Origin of the sequence: Mixta theicola (assembly GCF_002895925.1) — a bacterium.
GTDB classification, from domain to species: Bacteria; Pseudomonadota; Gammaproteobacteria; order Enterobacterales; family Enterobacteriaceae; genus Mixta; species Mixta theicola.
In genome coordinates, this window is record NZ_NWUO01000015.1 from 18,761 (window position 1) to 37,997 (window position 19,237).

The window sequence follows — 19,237 nt, forward strand, 5'->3', positions numbered from 1 at the left end:
TCCTCTTTTCAGCGCGTTACCCAGCCAAGCGTACGCTCCGCCAGGCGGTTGCGCAGCCAGGGTAAATTATCCATTGTCATCAGGCCAAGATTACGTCCCACCGCCAGCGGCAGGTAGCGATTGGCAAACAGCCGCACCAGTCCATCGGTAACGCCGATAGTGGCGGCGCGGTCCGGCTCTCGACGCTGATTATAACGCTGTAGTACGGCAAAGCTGCCGGGATCTTGCTGCTGACGCTGCGCCGCCGCCAGCGTTTCAGCCAGCGACATAACGTCACGTATGCCGAGGTTAAATCCCTGACCGGCGATCGGATGTAAGGTCTGCGCCGCATTGCCCACCAGCGCCAGCCGATGCCCAACCGTCCGGCTGGCGCTTTGCAGCGCCAGCGGATAGCTGGTGCGCTGTCCCACCTGGGTAAAGCGGCCCAGCCGCCAGCCAAACGCCCGCTGAAGCTCCGCTAAAAATTCGGCGTCGCTCCAGCTATCGATACGGGATTTAGCCGCTGGCGGATGGCACCAGACCAGCGAACTGCGACCGTGCGACATCGGCAGCAATGCCAGCGGGCCATGTTCGGTAAAACGCTCAAACGCGCGTCCCTGATGGGCGATCTGCGTCGTAACGTTGGCGATAACGGCGATTTGTTGATAATCATCCCGATGCCACTGGACGCCGCAGGCGGCGGCAACGCGTGAATGAGAGCCATCCGCAGCCACCAGTAAACTTCCCTGCAGCTGCTCTTTGCAAGCCAGGGTAACGCTGACATGATTTTGATGCTGTTCAACGCGGCTTACCTGCTCCGGGCAACGCAGCGTAACGCCAGGAGCCTTGCGTAACCGCTGATATAGACGGTTTCCCGTCTCATGCAGCTCGACCACATTGCCCAGCGCGTTAACGCCATAGTCAGCGGCATCAATATTTACCAACCCGGCGTGACCGCGATCGCTAACGTGGACATGGGTAATCGGCGTAGCGCAGTCGGCAAGCGCGGGCCAGAGATTAATGGCCGCCAGCTGCTGGCAGGTTCCTGCGGCCAGCGCAATCGCTCGTCCGTCATAGCCAGGATGCGCGCGTTCCCCCGGCGATACCGCTTCAATTAGCGTAACCGGCAGCGCTCCCTGGGTCAGATGCGAAAGCGCCAGCGCCAGCGTTGCGCCGGTCATGCCGCCACCGGCAATGATCACGCTCATGCCTGCTGCGCTGCCGCCATCAGCGCTTCGATAGCATCGGTATCTTTTACCACGCTATCGGTAAGATTTTCATTTCCCTGTTCGGTAATCACGATGTCATCTTCAATACGAATGCCAATACCGCGATATTCCGCCGGTACATCCGCATCCGGCGCGATATACAGACCCGGCTCGACAGTGAGAACCATGCCCGGCTCCAGAATACGCCCGCGATCCGGCGTGCCGTAATGACCGACATCATGCACATCCAGCCCCAGCCAGTGGCTCAGGCCGTGCATAAAGAACTGTCGATGGGCGTTTTCGGCTATCAGCAGTTCAACATCGCCCTGCATAACGCCCAGCTCTACCAGCCCGGTGACCATAATCCGCACCACTTCTTCGTTAACCTCGCGAATGCTGGTGCCGGGACGAAACAGCGAAAGCGCTTTGTACAGCGAAGCCAGCACGATGTTATAAATCGCACGCTGCGGCGCACTGAATTTGCCGTTAACCGGGAAGGTGCGGGTAATATCGCCCGCATAGCCGTGCAGTTCACAGCCGGCATCGATTAGCACCAGATCGCCATCGCGCAGCTCGCTTTCATTTTCGGTGTAATGCAGGATGCAGGCGTTTTCACCGCCGCCAACAATGGTGTTGTAGGAAGGATGCCGCGCGCCGTGGCGGGTAAATTCATGATGTATTTCACCCGCCAGCTGATATTCAAACATGCCGGGACGACAAGCCTGCATCGCCCGCGTATGCGCCATAGCGCTGATTTCTCCGGCCCGGCGTAATAGCTCCAGCTCTTCCGGGCCTTTAAACAGGCGCATCTCATGCACCCAGGGCCGCCAGTCGGTCAGCGTATTCGGCGCCTGTAAGTTTTGCCGGAAGCCACGACGTAACTTTTCCAACGCGCTGAACAGGATGCGATCGGCAAATTCATATTCGCCCTGCGCATGGTAAACCACGTCCAGCCCGTTCAGTAGCTGATGAAGCTGTTCGTGCAGCGCATCCCAGGGCAGCGCACGATCGACGCCCAGCTTTTCCGGCGCGGCCTCCTGGCCCAAACGACGGCCGAACCAAATTTCCGCCTGCTTATCGCGCACGCGGTTAAACAGCACGCTGTGGTTGTGGGTTTCATCGCTTTTAATCAGCAGCAGTAGCGCTTCAGGCTCGTTGAAGCCGGTGAAATACCAGAAGTCGCTGTGCTGGCGGAATGGATATTCACTATCCGCGCTGCGCGTGACTTCCGGCGCCGCAAAAATTAACGCCGCGCTGCCCACAGCCATACGCGACAACAGCGCCTGGTGGCGCTGCAAAAAAGTATCCAGCGTAATCATCCGTATCTTCTCCCTGAGTTAGGCCGCCGCGCGGCGATAGCAAAGAATCAGTGCAGCGTAACCTTTTTAACTTCCGGCGCGCCCGGCGGCATCGGCGGATTAAAGGTCTCATGGCACAGCAACGCGGCTACGCGCACATACTCAATAACCTCTTCCATTGACTGAGCCAGCTCTTCCTGATCGTCCTCTTCATCATAGCCAAGCTGCGCGATGGTGCGCAGATCGTCAATGGCTTCGCCCGCCTCGCCTTTGACTTTATCCAGTTTAGGCTGCGTCACGCCCAGCCCTAACAGAAAATGATTAACCCATCCGGCTAACGCATCCGCACGCTCGAAGACGCTGCTTTCATTCTCTTCCGGCAGCATCAGCTGAAACAGAAAACCCTCATCTTCCAGCGTATCCTGAATATGCGCATGCAGCTCTTGCAGCGGCTGCGAGAGCGATTGTGAAAAGGCTAACCCTTCGTTAGTGAGATCGTGCACCAGCGCTTTCCAGCTGTGATCTTTATTGCCACCGCAGACAATGCCGCTGATCAAGCCGTGCATTTCAGCGGGTGTCATTCCCACCCCCTGTTGGGTCAGGAGGGATGCCAGCGTCTGATAGCCCGGCTGTGTGTTATCTGTAGACATATGCATTATCATCGTTGGCGGAGTAAGTTCGTGTTATGCTACCACCAGGTGCCTTGAGGTTTCCAGAAAGGGCTTGTTTCTTCACGCAAGGGTAGATATAGTGGCGCCCCTTTTGAGCCGGAGCAGGTTCAAAACGATGCGGGCGCAGTAATCAGTCAGGAAGGTGGCATGTCTGCACAACCGGTAGATATTCAGATTTTTGGACGTTCGTTACGCGTGAATTGTCCGCCTGAGCAGCAAGATGCGCTGAACGCGGCGGCGGAAGATCTTAATCAGCGGTTGCAAGATCTGAAAGTTCGCACTAGAGTCACAAATACAGAGCAGCTGGTGTTCATCGCTGCGTTGAACATTTGCCATGAGCTGGCGCAGGAAAAGGGGAAAACCCGTGACTACGCAGCTAATATGGAACAACGCATTCGAATGCTGCAGCAGACCATTGAGCAAGCGTTGCTTGAGCAAGGTCGCATAACTGAACGCCAGGGTGCGAAGTTCGAATAACACTTTACGGCCTGCTGTGATACAGTGGCGGTGAAGTACAATTTCTCTGAGATGTTTGCAAGTGGGCCAGTCCCCTGAGCCGATATTTCAATACCACAGAGTGTGGCGCTCCGCAGCCTGTGTGCATGCCCGGTCCGTCCGGGAAGCCTGATGGTTACGACGACACATTCACCTTGAACCAAGGGTTCAAGGGTTACAGCCTACGGCGGCATCTCGGAGATTCCTTTCTTTTTCCCGGCGGTCATCCATCGCGTTCGGATGTAAATTCTTCGCCTTCTCTGTGCTATATTCGCAACATCCCCGCTGGCGCAGGAAAACCCTCATGTCTTTACCACTCGAACGGCAGGCTATACGTACGCATGTGCGCCATTTACGGCGTGGGCTCAGCGCTGAACAGCAAACGCTGGCGGCGAATAGCGTCGCTGAACATGCATTAAACGTCGCGTCGGTAGATCGGGCGCAGCATATCGCGCTGTTTCTTTCGGTTGATGGCGAACTGAATACCCGCCCCTTGCTCGCCCGGCTATGGCAGCAGCATAAGCAGGTTTATCTGCCGGTGTTGCATCCTTTCTCGGCGGGAAATTTGCTTTTTATCCGCTATACGCCGGAAACGGCACTGATGCCAAATCGCTTATGCATTCCGGAGCCACCGCTGGACGTACAGCATATTATTCCTCTCGATCGGCTGGACGTGATGTTTGTGCCGCTGGTGGCGTTTGATAAGCAGGGGCAACGCCTGGGGATGGGTGGCGGGTTTTACGATCGTACCCTGCAGCACTGGCGCAGGCATCGCTTTCTTCCCATTGGCCTGGCGCACGACTGCCAGCAGGTAGATACGCTGCCAACCGAAGCATGGGATATTCCGCTGCCGGCGATCCTGACCCCTTCACGCCTGTGGCAGTGGGAAAAATAAAACGCCGCCTTACAGGCAAGGCGGCGTGATGAGTGATAAAGCGCGTAATCAGTAAAGTAAGCGGGCGCGCATCGTTCCCGGAATTGCCTTCATCAGCGTCAGCGCCTTATGCGCTACGTCCACCTCGGCATCAATATCGATAACCACATAGCCCATCATCGGCGTGGTTTGCAGATACTGCGCGGAAATATTGATGCCCTGCTCGGCAAATATCTGGTTGATGGCGGTCAGCACGCCCGGACGGTTTTCATGGATATGCAGCAGGCGGCTAACGTGCGCGCCATGTGTAGGCAAGGAGACTTCCGGGAAGTTAACGGCAGACAGCGTAGAACCGTTATCAGAATATTTTGCCAGCTTGCCAGCAACTTCAATGCCGATATTTTCCTGCGCTTCCTGAGTTGAGCCGCCGATATGCGGCGTCAGGATCACGTTGTCAAATTCGCACAGCGGGGATTTAAACGGATCGCTATTGGTCGCTGGCTCTTCCGGGAAGACGTCGATGGCCGCGCCGGACAGATGTTTATTCGCCAGCACCTGGCAGAGCGCCGGAATATCCACCACCGTTCCGCGCGAGGCGTTAATCAGCAGCGAGCCGGGTTTCATCAGCGCCAGCTCTTCTGCTCCCATCATATTCTGGGTAGATGGCGTTTCCGGCACGTGCAGGCTGACAACGTCGCTCATATTCAGCAAATCGGAAAGATGCATAACCTGCGTGGCGTTGCCCAGCGGCAGCTTGTTTTCAATGTCGTAGAAAAATACGTGCATGCCCAGGCTTTCCGCCAGCACGCCCAGCTGCATGCCGATATGGCCGTAACCAATAATGCCCAGTTTCTTACCGCGCGCCTCATACGAGCCCGCAGCCTGTTTATTCCAGATGCCGCGATGTGCTTTAGCATTCGCTTCAGGGATGCCGCGCATCAGCAGCAGCATTTCACCGATGACCAGCTCCGCCACCGAACGCGTATTAGAGAAAGGCGCGTTGAAAACCGGCACGCCGCGCTTTGCCGCCGCGTCTAAGTTCACCTGGTTAGTACCGATACAGAAGCAGCCTACGGCTACCAGCTTTTCAGCCGCAGCAAAGATCTCTTCAGTCAGCTGAGTACGGGAACGAATACCGATAAAGTGCGCGTCGCGGATCGAGGCTTTCAGCGCTTCGCTATCAAGCGCGCCTTTGTGATATTCAATATTGGTGTAACCTGCCGCACGCAAATTATCCAGCGCGCTTTGGTGAACGCCTTCCACCAGCAGAAACTTAATCTTGTCTTTCTCCAGCGATACTTTTGCCATTTCCCGACCCTATTTTGCAGACTTCAGAAGAGGCTGTGATAAGCCAGCCTTCTGCCAAAATATCAAAATTTACGCGCGCGGCAATACAAACGATTGCCTGCCGCTCAGCACGGGCAAAGGAGGATTGGGTTGGATTCAACAGATTATGATGGGAAGCGCGTTACAGGCAGAACGATAGCGTTGCAGCTTGCCGTTATGTGACATAAGTCACCAAATTACGCCATCTGTAGAAAAGATGTTTTTCAGCAAGAAATAACCGGCGCGGGACACGCGCCAGCCAGATCATTGGGTAATGGTTGTTACCCCGTTGGGACCGCCAATCAGCGCCACGTCGGCCCCGCGCGCGGCAAAAAGCCCCACCGTTACCACGCCAGGCAGCGCATTAATGGCGCGTTCCAGCTCAGCCGGGTTAACGATACTCAGATTATGCACGTCGAGAATAATGTTGCCGTTATCGGTTACTACCTGCTGACGATATTCCGGCAGGCCGCCCAGCTTCACCAGCTCGCGCGCAACATAAGAACGCGCCATCGGAATAACTTCCACCGGCAGCGGAAAGCCGCCAAGGACATCAACCTGCTTTGAGATGTCAGCGATACAGATAAATTTCTCCGCCACCGCCGCAATGATTTTCTCACGCGTCAGCGCCGCGCCGCCGCCCTTGATCATTTGCATTTGCGGGTTGATTTCATCGGCGCCGTCAACGTACACCGCCAGCGCATCCACCTCGTTAAGATCGTATACCGGAATACCCAGACTCTTTAACTTCAGCGTAGAAGCCTCCGAGCTGGAGACTGCGCCATCGATTTGATGCTTAATCGAGCCGAGCGCATCGATAAAGTGGGCGGCGGTCGAACCGGTGCCCACGCCGACAATCGTCCCTGGCGTGACATAATCCAGCGCTGCCCAGCCTACTGCTTTTTTCAGTTCATCCTGCGTCATGGTATGTTTAAAACCTGTGCTAATGGTGTGCACGTAGTATAAAACAAGCTCTGGCTAAAATGCGCATTGGATACGTGGCGTTTTGTCGCTTTGCAAAGCAGCCCACAAACTGCCGCCCCTATCCGCAGCGGCAAAGCATTAATTTTATGGCATAGTGTCCCGGCATTCCTGAAGGAGAACAGAATAACAATGAAAAGACCCGACTATCGAACGCTTCAGGCTTTGGATGCCGTGATCCGCGAGCGCGGCTTTGAGCGCGCTGCGCAAAAATTGTGCATCACCCAGTCGGCAGTGTCACAGCGTATTAAGCAGCTGGAAAATATGTTCGGCCAGCCTTTACTGGTGCGTACTATTCCGCCCCGCCCGACCGAACAGGGCCAAAAACTGCTGGCCCTGCTGCATCAGGTAGAACTGCTGGAGGATGAGTGGCTTGGCGATGAAAACGGCGGTACAACGCCCCTGCTTCTATCGCTGGCGGTAAACGCCGACAGTCTGGCGACCTGGCTGCTGCCTGCGCTAAAAGATGTGCTGACCGATTCGCCGGTACGCCTGAATTTACAGGTGGAAGATGAAACCCGCACGCAGGAACGCTTGCGTCGCGGTGAGGTGGTGGGCGCCGTGAGTATTCAGCCGCAGCCGCTGCCCAGTTGCTTAGTGGATCGGCTTGGCGCGCTGGATTATCTGTTTGTTGGCTCGCCTGAATTTGCCGCGCGCTACTTTCCTAACGGCGTAACGCGCCCGGCGCTACTGAAAGCGCCTGCGGTGGCCTTTGACCACCTTGATGATATGCATCAGGCCTTTTTACAGCAGAATTTCGATCTGTCGCCCGGCAGCGTTCCCTGCCATATCGTTAACTCGTCTGAGGCTTTTGTGCAGCTGGCGCGCCAGGGATCGACCTGTTGTATGATCCCACATCTGCAAATCGAAAGAGAGCTGGCAAGCGGTGAGCTAATCGATCTCACGCCCGGCCTTTATCAGCGCCGGATGCTTTACTGGCACCGCTTCGCGCCGGAAAGCCGCCTGATGCGCAAGGTTACCGATGCGCTGCTGGCGCATGGCCATCGCGTACTGCGGCAGGAAGATGAGACGCTCAGCAATTAAGGTTCGGTAAAAGCGATAAATCAGGCGACGTTATTCGCCAGAGCTTTAAAAACGTGTCTGCGCGGGAAGTGCGCCTGCACTCCCCGCGCCTTAGGCTATTCAGACGGTATCCGTCGCCTGATTCAGTTAATTGCGCTGTAGCTCGAACACCACATCAACCTGATCGTCAAAATGAATGCTCTGCTGCTCATAGGTTTGTGCCGCAGAGGTCATTGGCGCGGCGTCGGCAGCTTTATACATGCGCGCTATCGGCATCGGCTGATAGTTGGCAACGTGATAGCGCACGCTGTAGACCTGGCCCAGCTTGGCGTTAAACCCTTTTGCCAGCGCCGCCGCCTGCTGCGTGGCGTTTTCAATCGCTGCCTGCCGCGCCTTCGCTTTGTAATCATCCGGATTCGCTACGCCCAACTCTACCGAGCGAATTTCATTCAGGCCCGACTTAAGCGCACCATCCAGTAAGTCGTTCAGCTTATCCAGCTGACGCAACGTCACCTGCACCTGACGCACCGCACGGTAGCCTTTCAGCACCGACTTGCCCTCTTTGGTGTAGTCATATTCCGGCTGGGTACGCAGATTCGCCGCATCAATATCTTTTTTCTCGATGCCGTTTTTATTCAGCAGATCGAAATATTGCGCCACGCGATCATCCGCCTGTTTTTTCGCTTCCGCGGCATCCTTTGAGGAAACGTTGACCTCTATCGCCAGCGTGGCGATGTCAGGCCGGGCATCTACGCTGGCCTGCCCTGATGTGACAATATGCGGCCCGTTGGGCAGCTCATCCGCCTGGGCGATCAGTGGCCCGGTGCTTAATCCCATCATTGCGGTCAGTGCCAGTGCTTTCAGTTTCACGCAAGGTCCTCCTTGAAGACAAAACAAATTAACGGGGGCCGCGCTGGCAGTTACCATAACGGCCACGCAAGCCTGCCACAAGCTAAGCGCGGGCGACATGCGTGTTCCTCTGAGTTTTTATTGTGGCAAAAGTTTCTTTTTTTGCCGCACCGCCGCATTTAATTCTTCCGGCCGCTCAGTGCAAGCCCGCAAAACCCTGTAATGCCAGTTTTAGCGCAATAAACCACATCACCACGCCCACAAACAGATTAATGATGCGCTGCGCGCCAGGCGTACTCAGCCGTGGCGACAGCCAGGCCGCCAGCAGCGCCAGGCTAAAAAACCAGAAAAAAGAGGCGCTGGCGGTGCCCAACGCGAACCAGCGGCGAGCCTCAGCGGGTAGCTGACCGCCAAGGCTGCCCAACACCACGAACGTATCCAGATAAACGTGGGGATTTAACCAGGTTACGGCCACCAGCGTCGCGATGATTCGCCAGCGGCTCTGCTGTTTCAGCTGCGTGCTGACAAGTGAAATATCAGCGCTAATCGCAGTACGCAGCGCCCCCCATCCATACCACAGCAGAAAAGCAACGCCGCCCCAGGTTACCAGATTTAGCAGCAGAGGCGACTGATTAAGCAGCGCGCTGCCGCCGAAAACGCCGGCGGAAATCAGAATAATATCGCTCAGCGTACAGAGCGTGGCGGTCATAAGATGGTATTGCTGGCGTACTCCCTGGTTAAGGACAAACGCGTTTTGCGGGCCCAGCGGTAATATAAGCGCCACGCCCAAAGCAAATCCCTGAAAATAAACGGATAACATGCAGTTTTTCCCGATAACGATAATGACGGGCAGTGTATAGCGCGCAGGCGTAGGGGTGAAATGGAAAGAACTAATGGAATATCAGCGGGGCTAATAACAGCGCGGGCGAGGTTTCCCTCGCCCGCTGGCTTACTATGCGTTTGCGACTACGCGTTTGCCGTTTCTGCCTTCTCTTTTTCCTCTGCGGAGGATTTCACCTGATGGAGATGAACATCCATCTGCGGATAAGGGATGCCAATACCGTGCGCATCCAGCGTACGCTTGAAGTTCTTCATCAGATCCCAGTAAACATCCTGCAGATCGCTGCTATTGCTCCAGCAGCGCACCACAAAATTCAGCGAGGAGGCCGCCAGCTCGTTCAGCCCAATCTGTACGCCTTTATCTTGCAATACGCGCGGATCGGCATCCACCACTTCACGCAGCAGTGAAATTACCCGATCGACATCGGCCTCGTAGGCTACACCGATAATAAATTCATTACGGCGCACCGGCTCGCGCGAGAAGTTAATGATATTGCCGGCAATAATTTTACCGTTCGGCACCACGACAATTTTACCGTCGCCGGTACGCAGCGTAGTAGAGAAGATTTGCACGTGTAATACGGTGCCCATCACGCCGCCAAGATCAACAAACTCACCGGTACGGAACGGACGGAAGGTGACCAGCAGTACGCCTGCAGCAAGGTTAGAGAGTGAGCCTTGTAAAGCCAGGCCCACCGCCAAACCCGCCGCACCTAATACGGCGATAACCGAAGCCGTTTGTACGCCGACGCGCCCCAGCGCAGCAATCAGCGTAAAGGCGATAATGCCGTAACGCACCAGCGCTGACAGGAAATCCGCCACGGTGGCATCGATATGCCGCGCAACCAGCAGACGGTTTATTCCGTTCGAAATGATACGCGCAACGATCATCCCCACAATAAGGATGGCGAAGGCGGCCACGATATTGACCGCATAACTAATCAGCAGCGCCTGATTATGGACCAGCCAGCCGCCTGCGCTGTTAATCCCGTTTACCACATTTAAATCTTCCATCTATCCACCTTATTATCGTTCCTCAAAAAATCGTTAAAATCGCCAGTGAGAACTGACGAACCCTCCACCAAGGGTAAACAATAACAATCCGCTTCGCCAAACAAGTGACGATAAAGGTTACACTTTTGTCGCGAAATGCCATAAAAAAAGGCCCCGCAGGGCCTTTTATCACCAGTTCGCTATTACAGCGTATTGATGTTGTTCAGCTCTTTAAACGCCTGCTCTAAACGCACAACCATTGAAGCCTGTGCAGCACGCAGCCAAACGCGCGGATCGTAGAATTTTTTGTTCGGCTTATCGTCGCCTTCCGGGTTACCCAGCTGCGCCTGCAGATAGCCTTCGTTCTTTTTGTAGTACTGCAGAATACCGTCCCAGGTCGCCCATTGGGTGTCGGTGTCGATATTCATTTTGATTACGCCGTAATCGATAGATTCTTTGATCTCTTCAGCAGAAGAACCAGAACCACCGTGGAAAACGAAGTTCAGCGCGTTGTGCGGCAGGTTATGTTTCTGGCACACATATTCCTGAGAGTTTTTCAGGATTTTCGGCGTCAGCACCACGTTACCCGGCTTATAAACGCCGTGTACGTTGCCGAAGGAAGCGGCGATGGTGAAACGATGGCTCACTTCGCTCAGTTTGGTGTAAGCGTAATCGACATCTTCCGGCTGGGTGTACAGCGCAGAGCTGTCGAGATGGGAATTATCCACGCCATCTTCTTCACCACCGGTTACGCCCAGTTCGATCTCCAGCGTCATATCCATTTTCGCCATACGCGCCAGATATTTGCTGCAGATCTCGATGTTTTCTTCCAGCGTCTCTTCAGACAGGTCGATCATGTGAGAAGAGAACAGCGGTTTGCCGGTCTGAGCGAACTGTTTTTCGCCCGCGTCCAGCAGACCATCGATCCACGGCAGCAGTTTCTTCGCGCAGTGGTCGGTATGCAGAATAACCGGCACGCCATATTTTTCAGCCATCAGATGCACATGATGAGCGCCAGCAATCGCACCGGCGATAGCAGCCGCCTGCGGCTCGTCAGATTTAAAACCTTTACCGGCGATAAATGCCGCGCCGCCGTTAGAGAACTGAACGATAACCGGAGCTTTTACTTTAGAAGCAGCTTCCAGTACGGCGTTGATAGAGTCGGTACCTACGCAGTTGACTGCTGGCAGGGCGAATTTATTCTCTTTCGCTACCTGGAACACTTTCTGTACGTCATCACCGGTGACAACGCCTGGTTTTACGAAATCAAAAATTTTAGACATCTGTTTTGTCCTGTTTCGTCGGCCGTGTTACGGATTCACGCCCATTTAAGTAAGCTGGGCAATACGTTCTGGCAGAGCATATCGCCCTGCCCTAAAGGTTACTGTTTAGCACGCTCTTCGAGCATAGCGACCGCTGGCAGTTTCTTGCCTTCCACGAACTCAAGGAACGCGCCGCCGCCGGTAGAGATATAAGAAATTTTATCTTCGATGCCAAACAGATCGATTGCCGCCAGCGTATCGCCGCCGCCAGCAACAGAGAACGCTTCGCTGTCAGCGATCGCGTTAGCGATGATTTCAGTGCCTTTACGGAAGTTCGGGAATTCGAACACGCCTACCGGGCCGTTCCACAGGATGGTTTTCGCCTCTTTCAGCACTTTCGCCAGCGCCTGCGCCGTTTCATCGCCGAAGTCCATAATCTCTTCGTTATCGGCAACATCGGTAACTTTTTTCACCGTAGCGACAGCAGTTTCAGAGAATTCCGTACCTACGCGGGAATCGGTAGGTACCGGAATGCCGTACTGGTCACGCAGCCCTTTCGCGGCCTCAACGAAATCTGGCTCGTACAGGGATTTACCCACGTTGTTATCGATAGCCACGAAGGTGTTAGCGATACCGCCGCCAACAATCACGGTGTCAGCGATTTTAACCAGCGAGTTCAGCACGTCGAACTTGGTAGAAACTTTAGAACCACCTACCACCGCAACCAGCGGACGAGCCGGGTTGTTCATCACTTTGCCCAGCGCTTCCAGCTCGGCGGACAGCAGCGGGCCGGCGCAGGCGATCGGCGCAAATTTACCCACGCCGTGCGTGGAAGCCTGCGCGCGGTGAGCGGTACCAAATGCATCCATAACGAATACGTCGCACAGCGCGGCATATTTTTTTGAGAGGGTTTCGTCGTCTTTCTTCTCGCCTTTGTTGAAACGCACGTTTTCCAACACCACCAGTTCGCCCGCGCCGACTTCTACGCCGTCGAGGTAATCTTTAGCCAGGGTTACGTTGGTGCCGTTCAGTTTCTCTTTCAGGTAGTTCACTACCGGCAGCAGGGAGAATTCTTCGTTATATTCGCCTTCGGTCGGACGTCCAGGTGGGAAGTCACCATCACTTTCGCGCCCTGTTTCAGAGCAGCTTCGATGGTCGGCAGCGAAGCGCGAATACGCGCATCTGACGTCACTTTCCCTTCTTTAACCGGCACGTTGAGATCGGCACGGATCAGAACGCGTTTACCAGCAAGATCCAGATCGGTCATCTTAATTACAGACATGGTGAACCCTCTCGTTGATTCTCATAAGTTTTGTCAGACGCATCCGCGTCTTACCTGAAACCGCTTGCGGCTAGCGCTAACGTGGTATCGAGCATCCGGTTAGCAAAGCCCCATTCATTGTCACACCAGACTAATGTCTTAACCAGGTGGTGACCGCTGACCCGCGTTTGCGTGCCGTCCACTATGGCACTGTGCGGATCGTGATTAAAATCGATCGAGACTAACGGCATTTCCGTATAGTCAACTATACCACTAAAAGCCCCCGCTGAGGCATTTTGCAGCACGGCGTTTACCTCGCCGGCCGTTACCGCCGCGCGTACGCTAACGCTTAGATCCATCGCGGTTACGTTGATGGTTGGCACCCGTACGGCGATCGCCTCAAAGCGATCGTGAAACTGCGGCAGAATGCGTCCGATGCCTGCGGCAAGCCGCGTATCAACGGGAATGATCGACTGGCTGGCAGCGCGCGTACGGCGCAGATCGCTGTGATAGGCGTCGATCACCTGCTGATCGTGCATAGCGGAATGGATAGTCGTTACGGTGCCAGATTCGATGCCGAAAGCATCATCCAGCAGCTTAATAATCGGAATAATACAGTTGGTGGTGCATGAGGCGTTGGAGATAATGCGGTCGGTTTGTTTAAGCGCCTGCTCATTCACGCCGAAAACCACCGTGGCGTCGAGATCGTTGCCGCCGGGGTGAGAAAACAGCACTTTCTTCGCGCCGGCCTGCAGATGGGCTTCGCCATCGGCCCGGCTGCCCCAAATGCCGGTACAGTCCAGCACCACGTCAACGTTGAGTTCACGCCACGGCAGATCGGCGATTTGCGCCTGATGCAGCAGACGAATCGTATCCTCGCCCACCCATAGCAGATCGCGTTCCTGACGCACCTCCCAGGCGAAACGGCCATGGCTGGTATCATATTTCAGCAGATGGGCCATACCAGCGGATTCCGCCAGTTCATTGATGGCGACCACGCTAATTTCTGCCCGACGGCCGGTTTCGTACAGCGCACGTAATACGCTGCGTCCAATACGGCCAAAGCCATTAATCGCTACGCGAAGGGTCATAATTCTCCTGCGTCAGAACCTGATAAAAACGTGCCGATAGCCTGAGCCAGCCGTTACGATTTGTACAGGGAAAAATCCGCCAGTGCAATCCATCGTAAAGATAGGTAACTGCCTAAACTGAAACGCTTCAGCCAGAATATTCGTTACCAGGAATAATTAAAATGATAGCGATCAACCCTTGCAACAAACTTCTGACGCAGATCACAAATTTGAATAAAAGTCGTCGTGCCCGACCCCGCTTTCGTTAGCAGTCATAGTATCGTGAGACGACGCCATGCCTCACTTTTGCTTTCACCGCTCAGGGAAAAGGGATCGCTTTAGTCTGCATCGCGTGCGCGTCGCCTGCCAGCCTGCGCATACTTTATCTATCGCGCTGACATTGTTATCCGGCAGGCCTGTATCGTCGAATAAAGCTCAGCCGTTACGGCTGCGCTGCTCGTTTTTTCTGGTTCAGTAAAAGGACGTTATGAACTACAAGCTGCTTTGGGGCATCTGGTTTATCTGGGCTCTGGCTTTGCTGGCTTATTGTCTGCAATGGGAAGCGCACCAGGGGCTTTTAAACATTCTGTTAAAAATAGCGCCGATTATTTTATCTTTGATTATCTTATTTTTCATGCGTTATCTGTTACCACACAAGGGATTGAAAATGTTTAAACGTAAAGAAATATTAAATGAAAATAATCATTCTTCTTCGACAGAGCCGGAGGAGATTATTTCCGTCACCTCTTTGCCGGAGTTGCAAGAAACGGCTTTAGCTGCGGTGGGCATGGAAAAGAATACAACGATTATTCCGCCTTCATGTCATATCAAGGGCGAAATAAACACGTCAGGCGATATATGTATTAGCGGTTCTGTTAATGGGATTATTACGGCGGAGAAAACCGTTTATGTGCTGCATCACGGCAACGTTGAAGGCGAGATCTACGCTGAAAAAGTAGTAGTGGATGGAAAGTTAACCGGCACCTGCGCCAGCGAGACGGTAGAAATCAACGCTAATGGTTATATTGACGGTACGATTGAAAGCGACGATCTGTCGATTAATAAAAGCGGGCACTTTTACGGTATTTCAAAACCGAGGACGGGTAAGCAAACACAGGCTGATAGAGCAGCGGAAAACCCGGACTATACCGACAAAGCCACGGTTAAAGAAAGCAGCATAGAAAATTTCTCCATGGTTCAGCATTTCCCCGATAATATGCAGGAAGAATATACTCCATAACGCATTATCAGTAGCCACTACGGATATTTTAGCTGCTCAGTATAGTAATAATGGCGCCGGATTCGGATTAAAATAGGGCGCCATACATAAAACGGTACGCCCATTAATGAGCGCACCTTAATACTTACAGAATCGCTTTAGCTTTTGCTACCACGTTCTCAACGGTAAAGCCAAACAGCTCGAACAGCTTCTCCGCCGGGGCGGATTCACCGAAGCTGGTCATCCCGATAACCGCGCCGTTCAGGCCGGTATATTTATACCAGTAGTCGGCAATGCCCGCTTCGATCGCTACGCGCGCGCCGACCGCTTTCGGCAGCACCGACTCGCGGTACGCGTCATCCTGCTTATCAAACGCATCGGTAGACGGCATGGAAACCACGCGCACCTGATAGCCTTCAGAAGTCAGCCGATCCCAGGCTGCAACCGCCAGTTCGACTTCCGAACCGGTGGCGATCAGGATCAACTGCGGCTGGCCTTCGCACGCTTTCAGCACGTAGGCGCCACGCGCGATATTTGCCAGCTGCTCAGCGCTACGCGTCTGCTGCGCCAGATTCTGACGAGAGAAAATCAGCGCGGTCGGGCCGTCCTGACGCTCAATGGCATATTTCCACGCCACGGCAGATTCGACCTGATCGCACGGACGCCAGGTGCTCATATTCGGCGTAACGCGCAGGCTGGCGATCTGTTCAACCGGCTGGTGAGTCGGGCCATCTTCGCCCAGACCGATAGAGTCATGGGTATAAACCATCACCTGACGAATCTTCATCAGCGCAGCCATACGCGCCGCGTTACGGGCATATTCCACAAACATCAGGAAGGTGGCGGTATAAGGCAGGAAACCGCCGTGCAACGCGATGCCGTTAGCGATAGCGGTCATACCGAATTCGCGCACGCCGTAGTGGATATAGTTACCGGCCGCATCATCATTAATGCCTTTTGAACCGGACCACATGGTCAGATTCGACGGTGCGAGATCGGCGGAGCCGCCCAGATATTCCGGCAGCAGCTTACCGAACGCTTCAATCGCATTCTGCGATGCTTTACGGCTGGCGATGTTAGCCGGGTTGGCCTGCAGCTGCTCGATAAATTTCTGCGACTCTTCCTGCCAGCTGGCCGGCAATTCATGGTTCATGCGGCGCGTAAACTCAGCGGCCAGCTCCGGATAAGCCTGCGCATAAGCATTAAATTTCTGCTGCCATGCGGCTTCTTTCACCTGACCGGCTTCTTTGGCATCCCATTGCGCGTAAATTTCCTGCGGGATAACAAAAGGCGCATGTTCCCAGCCCAGCTGTTTGCGGGTCAGGACGATTTCATCATCGCCCAGCGGCGCGCCGTGTGAATCATGCGTACCGGCTTTATTCGGTGAGCCGAAGCCGATAACGGTCTTGCACATCAGCAGTGACGGCTTATCGCTAACCGCTTTTGCTTCTTCAATCGCTTTTTTAATCGCGTCGGCATCGTGGCCGTCTACGCCGCGCACCACGTGCCAGCCGTAAGCCTCAAAACGGGCAGCGGTATCGTCGCTGAACCAGCCTTCAATATGACCATCAATGGAGATGCCGTTGTCATCATAAAACGCGAGCAGTTTGCCCAGCTTCAGCGTCCCGGCCAGCGAGCATACCTCATGAGAAATCCCTTCCATCATGCAGCCGTCGCCCATAAATACGTAAGTATGGTGATCGACGATGTCATGATTCGGACGGTTAAACTGCGCCGCCATGGTGCGTTCAGCGATAGCCATACCGACCGCATTGGCAACCCCCTGCCCCAGCGGACCGGTGGTGGTTTCTACGCCTGCGGTATAACCATATTCCGGGTGACCTGGCGTTTTAGAGTGTAGCTGACGGAAATTTTTCAGCTCTTCGACCGGCAGATCGTAGCCGGTAAGGTGCAGCAGGCTATAGATCAGCATAGAGCCGTGCCCGTTAGACAAAACGAAGCGATCGCGATCGGCCCACAGAGGGTTGGTCGGATTGTGATTCAGGTAATCACGCCACAGCACTTCGGCAATATCCGCCATGCCCATCGGGGCACCCGGATGTCCAGATTTCGCTTTTTGTACTGCATCCATGCTCAGGGCGCGAACGGCGTTGGCAAGCTCTTTACGAGAAGACATGTGTTACTCCAGGTCGGATTAGTGCTTCGCCGTCCTTAACCTATTGTAATTAATGAGTTATCAGGCAAAGCCAGAGAAAAGTCGCCAAACAATGTACATGAAAAGCGGGGTAGAAGTACATGGCGTGAGCGACGAAATATCAGGGAGATTTCGCGCTTTAAGCGTTGTCTACTGGGCTTTAGATATTGAAACCGCTATAAGAGAGCCTTACTGGAAAAGCGCCACGCGCATTTTTTTCAGGTTAATTAGTGTTTACTACCTTGTTACTGTGATGGGATATGAATGGAATGAAAATCCGTGCTTCTTTGGTGGCCCTGTCGGTCGCCACGTTACTTTCTGGTTGTCAGAATATTGATAGCTCCGCGCTGATGCAGTCTGGCGCACAGGCTTTTCAGGCCGCCACCCTTAGCGACGAGCAGGTCAGAACGCTCAGCGACCAGTCCTGTCAGCAGATGGACAGCGAAGCGCAAATCGCTCAGTCCGGCAGCACTTATCAACAGCGTCTGGATAAAATCGCCGCCGCGCTGGGCAATAACATTAACGGTACGCCGGCTAACTATAAGGTTTATATCACCAAAGATGTTAACGCCTGGGCGATGGCCAACGGCTGTATCCGCGTTTACAGCGGTCTGATGGATATGATGACCGACAACGAAGTGGAAGCGGTGCTGGGTCATGAGATGGGCCACGTTGCGCTGGGCCACTCGCGTAAAGCGATGCAGGTCGCTTACGCCACTACGGCGGCGCGTACCGCTGCGGCCTCGATGGGCGGTATTGCCGCTACGCTGTCGCAGTCGCAGCTCGGCGATCTGGGACAAAAGCTGGTGAGCGCACAGTTCTCGCAAACGCAGGAGTCGCAGGCGGACGATTACTCTTACGATCTGCTGAAAAAACGCGGCATCGATCCGAACGGTCTGGTCACCAGCTTTGAAAAACTGGCGAAGCTGGAAGGAACTCAACAGAGCTCCATGTTTGACGATCACCCAACGTCTGAGGCGCGTGCTGAACATATCAAAGAGCGTATCGCCGCCGACGGCCTTAAATAAGCCCATCGGGAGACGTTATCTCTCCCTTTGTGCCCGCGGCAATAAAAAAGGGGAGGTTTCTCGCCTCCCCAATGGCTATAAGAAAATCAATACAGCGTTTTCTGCGGTGGCCCGGCAAAGCGCAGCGCGCCGATTTTATCCACTCTGATCTCCACCACCGACGGCCCGACCGACGCCAGCGCTTTCGTCATCACCGCCTGAAAATCGTCAACATGCTCAACCTGCCACGCCTGCAGGCCGATCGCCTGCGCCAGCTGGGTGAAATCGGGCGTATGCAGCTGATTATAGTACTGGCGGCCGCCGAAATATTTATCCTGGATGCCGCGCATCACGCCGTAGCCGCCGTCGTTCATTATCAGCAGCGTGACGTTGGCCTGCTCCTGCGCCAGCGTCGCCAGCTCGCCCAGGCTCAGGCTAAGTCCGCCGTCGCCCACCAGCCCCACCACCTTACGCTGCGGATTGGCGACCGCGACGCCAATCGCCATCGGCAGTCCCATGCCGATGGCGCCCGCCAGCGGCGTGACGGAAGCAGTCGCCAGAGCCAGCGGAATCAGGCTGCCCTGAATATCGATCGGAATTTCGACGGAGACCGGGCCGCAGGGCGGCGTTTGCGCCTCCTGAATCGCCTTATGCAAAATAGCGATCGCCTGATGCGCGTTGCTGACGCACCAGGCGCGTTTAGACGCGGCTTTCAGGAAGGTTAAG

Annotated in this window: 16 protein-coding genes, 1 other RNA gene and 2 pseudogenes; 6 read left to right on the plus strand and 13 right to left on the minus strand. The window is 54.7% G+C overall.

Annotated features, from left to right (window positions below; translation table 11 throughout):
- Positions 1-8 precede the first annotated feature (8 nt).
- Genes ubiH through COO59_RS17065 form a run of 3 tightly spaced genes read right to left on the minus strand, consistent with a single transcriptional unit; the run spans position 9 to position 3,135 of the window.
- Positions 9-1,187: a 2-octaprenyl-6-methoxyphenyl hydroxylase gene (gene ubiH, locus COO59_RS17055; protein WP_103060943.1), complete on the minus strand. Its 1,179-nt coding sequence runs from the start codon at positions 1,185-1,187 to the stop codon at positions 9-11.
- Positions 1,184-2,506, minus strand: a complete 1,323-nt coding sequence (gene pepP / locus COO59_RS17060; RefSeq protein ID WP_103060944.1) for a Xaa-Pro aminopeptidase — start codon at positions 2,504-2,506, stop codon at positions 1,184-1,186. The genes ubiH and pepP overlap by 4 nt, the downstream gene beginning before the upstream one ends.
- Positions 2,507-2,553: 47 nt before the next feature.
- Positions 2,554-3,135: a YecA/YgfB family protein gene (locus COO59_RS17065; RefSeq protein WP_103060998.1), complete on the minus strand. Its 582-nt coding sequence runs from the start codon at positions 3,133-3,135 to the stop codon at positions 2,554-2,556.
- A 168-nt stretch (positions 3,136-3,303) separates the two neighbouring features.
- Here COO59_RS17065 and zapA point away from each other — a divergent pair, with 168 nt between their 5' ends.
- The 3 genes from zapA to COO59_RS17080 all read left to right on the plus strand — a co-directional run bounded on the left by zapA (position 3,304) and on the right by COO59_RS17080 (position 4,546).
- Positions 3,304-3,633, plus strand: a complete 330-nt coding sequence (zapA, locus tag COO59_RS17070; RefSeq protein WP_085070241.1) for a cell division protein ZapA — start codon at positions 3,304-3,306, stop codon at positions 3,631-3,633.
- A gap of 40 nt (positions 3,634-3,673) precedes the next feature.
- A non-coding RNA gene (gene ssrS, locus COO59_RS17075) (6S RNA) lies at positions 3,674-3,857 on the plus strand.
- A 98-nt stretch (positions 3,858-3,955) separates the two neighbouring features.
- Complete coding sequence (locus COO59_RS17080) at positions 3,956-4,546, plus strand: 5-formyltetrahydrofolate cyclo-ligase (protein WP_103060945.1); 591 nt, start codon at positions 3,956-3,958, stop codon at positions 4,544-4,546.
- 48 nt (positions 4,547-4,594) lie between these two features.
- On the opposite strand, the gene serA is transcribed toward COO59_RS17080, so the two are convergent.
- Positions 4,595-5,833 (minus strand): phosphoglycerate dehydrogenase, encoded by a 1,239-nt coding sequence (gene serA / locus COO59_RS17085; RefSeq protein WP_103060946.1) that lies wholly within the window; start codon positions 5,831-5,833, stop codon positions 4,595-4,597.
- Between the two features lie 282 nt (positions 5,834-6,115).
- Complete coding sequence (gene rpiA / locus COO59_RS17090) at positions 6,116-6,775, minus strand: ribose-5-phosphate isomerase RpiA (RefSeq protein ID WP_103060947.1); 660 nt, start codon at positions 6,773-6,775, stop codon at positions 6,116-6,118.
- Positions 6,776-6,964: 189 nt separating this feature from the next.
- Here rpiA and COO59_RS17095 point away from each other — a divergent pair, with 189 nt between their 5' ends.
- Positions 6,965-7,876: a LysR family transcriptional regulator ArgP gene (locus COO59_RS17095; protein ID WP_103060948.1), complete on the plus strand. Its 912-nt coding sequence runs from the start codon at positions 6,965-6,967 to the stop codon at positions 7,874-7,876.
- 126 nt (positions 7,877-8,002) lie between these two features.
- Here COO59_RS17095 and COO59_RS17100 read toward each other — a convergent pair whose 3' ends face one another.
- From COO59_RS17100 to epd, 6 genes and pseudogenes are all read right to left on the minus strand, one after another.
- On the minus strand, positions 8,003-8,725 hold the full coding sequence (locus tag COO59_RS17100; RefSeq protein ID WP_103060949.1) for an oxidative stress defense protein: 723 nt from the start codon (positions 8,723-8,725) through the stop codon (positions 8,003-8,005).
- Positions 8,726-8,900: 175 nt separating this feature from the next.
- Positions 8,901-9,524, minus strand: coding sequence for an arginine exporter ArgO (gene argO / locus COO59_RS17105; protein ID WP_103060950.1), 624 nt, complete (start codon positions 9,522-9,524; stop codon positions 8,901-8,903).
- 146 nt (positions 9,525-9,670) lie between these two features.
- On the minus strand, positions 9,671-10,558 hold the full coding sequence (gene mscS, locus COO59_RS17110) for a small-conductance mechanosensitive channel MscS (RefSeq protein ID WP_103060951.1): 888 nt from the start codon (positions 10,556-10,558) through the stop codon (positions 9,671-9,673).
- A gap of 182 nt (positions 10,559-10,740) precedes the next feature.
- On the minus strand, positions 10,741-11,820 hold the full coding sequence (gene fbaA / locus COO59_RS17115; RefSeq protein WP_103060952.1) for a class II fructose-bisphosphate aldolase: 1,080 nt from the start codon (positions 11,818-11,820) through the stop codon (positions 10,741-10,743).
- Between the two features lie 98 nt (positions 11,821-11,918).
- A pseudogene (gene pgk, locus COO59_RS17120) lies at positions 11,919-13,081 on the minus strand (phosphoglycerate kinase).
- Positions 13,082-13,131: 50 nt separating this feature from the next.
- Positions 13,132-14,151 carry an erythrose-4-phosphate dehydrogenase gene (gene epd, locus COO59_RS17125; protein ID WP_103060953.1) on the minus strand — a complete coding sequence of 340 codons (1,020 nt, stop codon included), beginning with the start codon at positions 14,149-14,151 and terminating at the stop codon, positions 13,132-13,134.
- A gap of 466 nt (positions 14,152-14,617) precedes the next feature.
- Between epd and COO59_RS17130 the strand changes: the two genes are divergently transcribed.
- A complete protein-coding gene (locus COO59_RS17130; protein WP_103060954.1) occupies positions 14,618-15,370 on the plus strand; it encodes a bactofilin family protein in 753 nt (250 codons plus the stop codon).
- 124 nt (positions 15,371-15,494) lie between these two features.
- On the opposite strand, the gene tkt is transcribed toward COO59_RS17130, so the two are convergent.
- Positions 15,495-17,486: a transketolase gene (gene tkt, locus COO59_RS17135; RefSeq protein WP_103060955.1), complete on the minus strand. Its 1,992-nt coding sequence runs from the start codon at positions 17,484-17,486 to the stop codon at positions 15,495-15,497.
- 287 nt (positions 17,487-17,773) lie between these two features.
- On the opposite strand from tkt, the gene loiP reads away from it, so the two are divergent.
- The gene (gene loiP / locus COO59_RS17140; protein ID WP_103060956.1) at positions 17,774-18,532 is read left to right on the plus strand and encodes a metalloprotease LoiP; all 759 of its coding nucleotides are present in this window, start codon (positions 17,774-17,776) and stop codon (positions 18,530-18,532) included.
- A gap of 86 nt (positions 18,533-18,618) precedes the next feature.
- Here the strand turns inward: loiP and COO59_RS17145 are convergent.
- A pseudogene (locus COO59_RS17145) lies at positions 18,619-19,236 on the minus strand (thiamine pyrophosphate-dependent enzyme); the annotation flags it as partial.
- Between the last annotated feature and the right edge of the window lies 1 nt (position 19,237).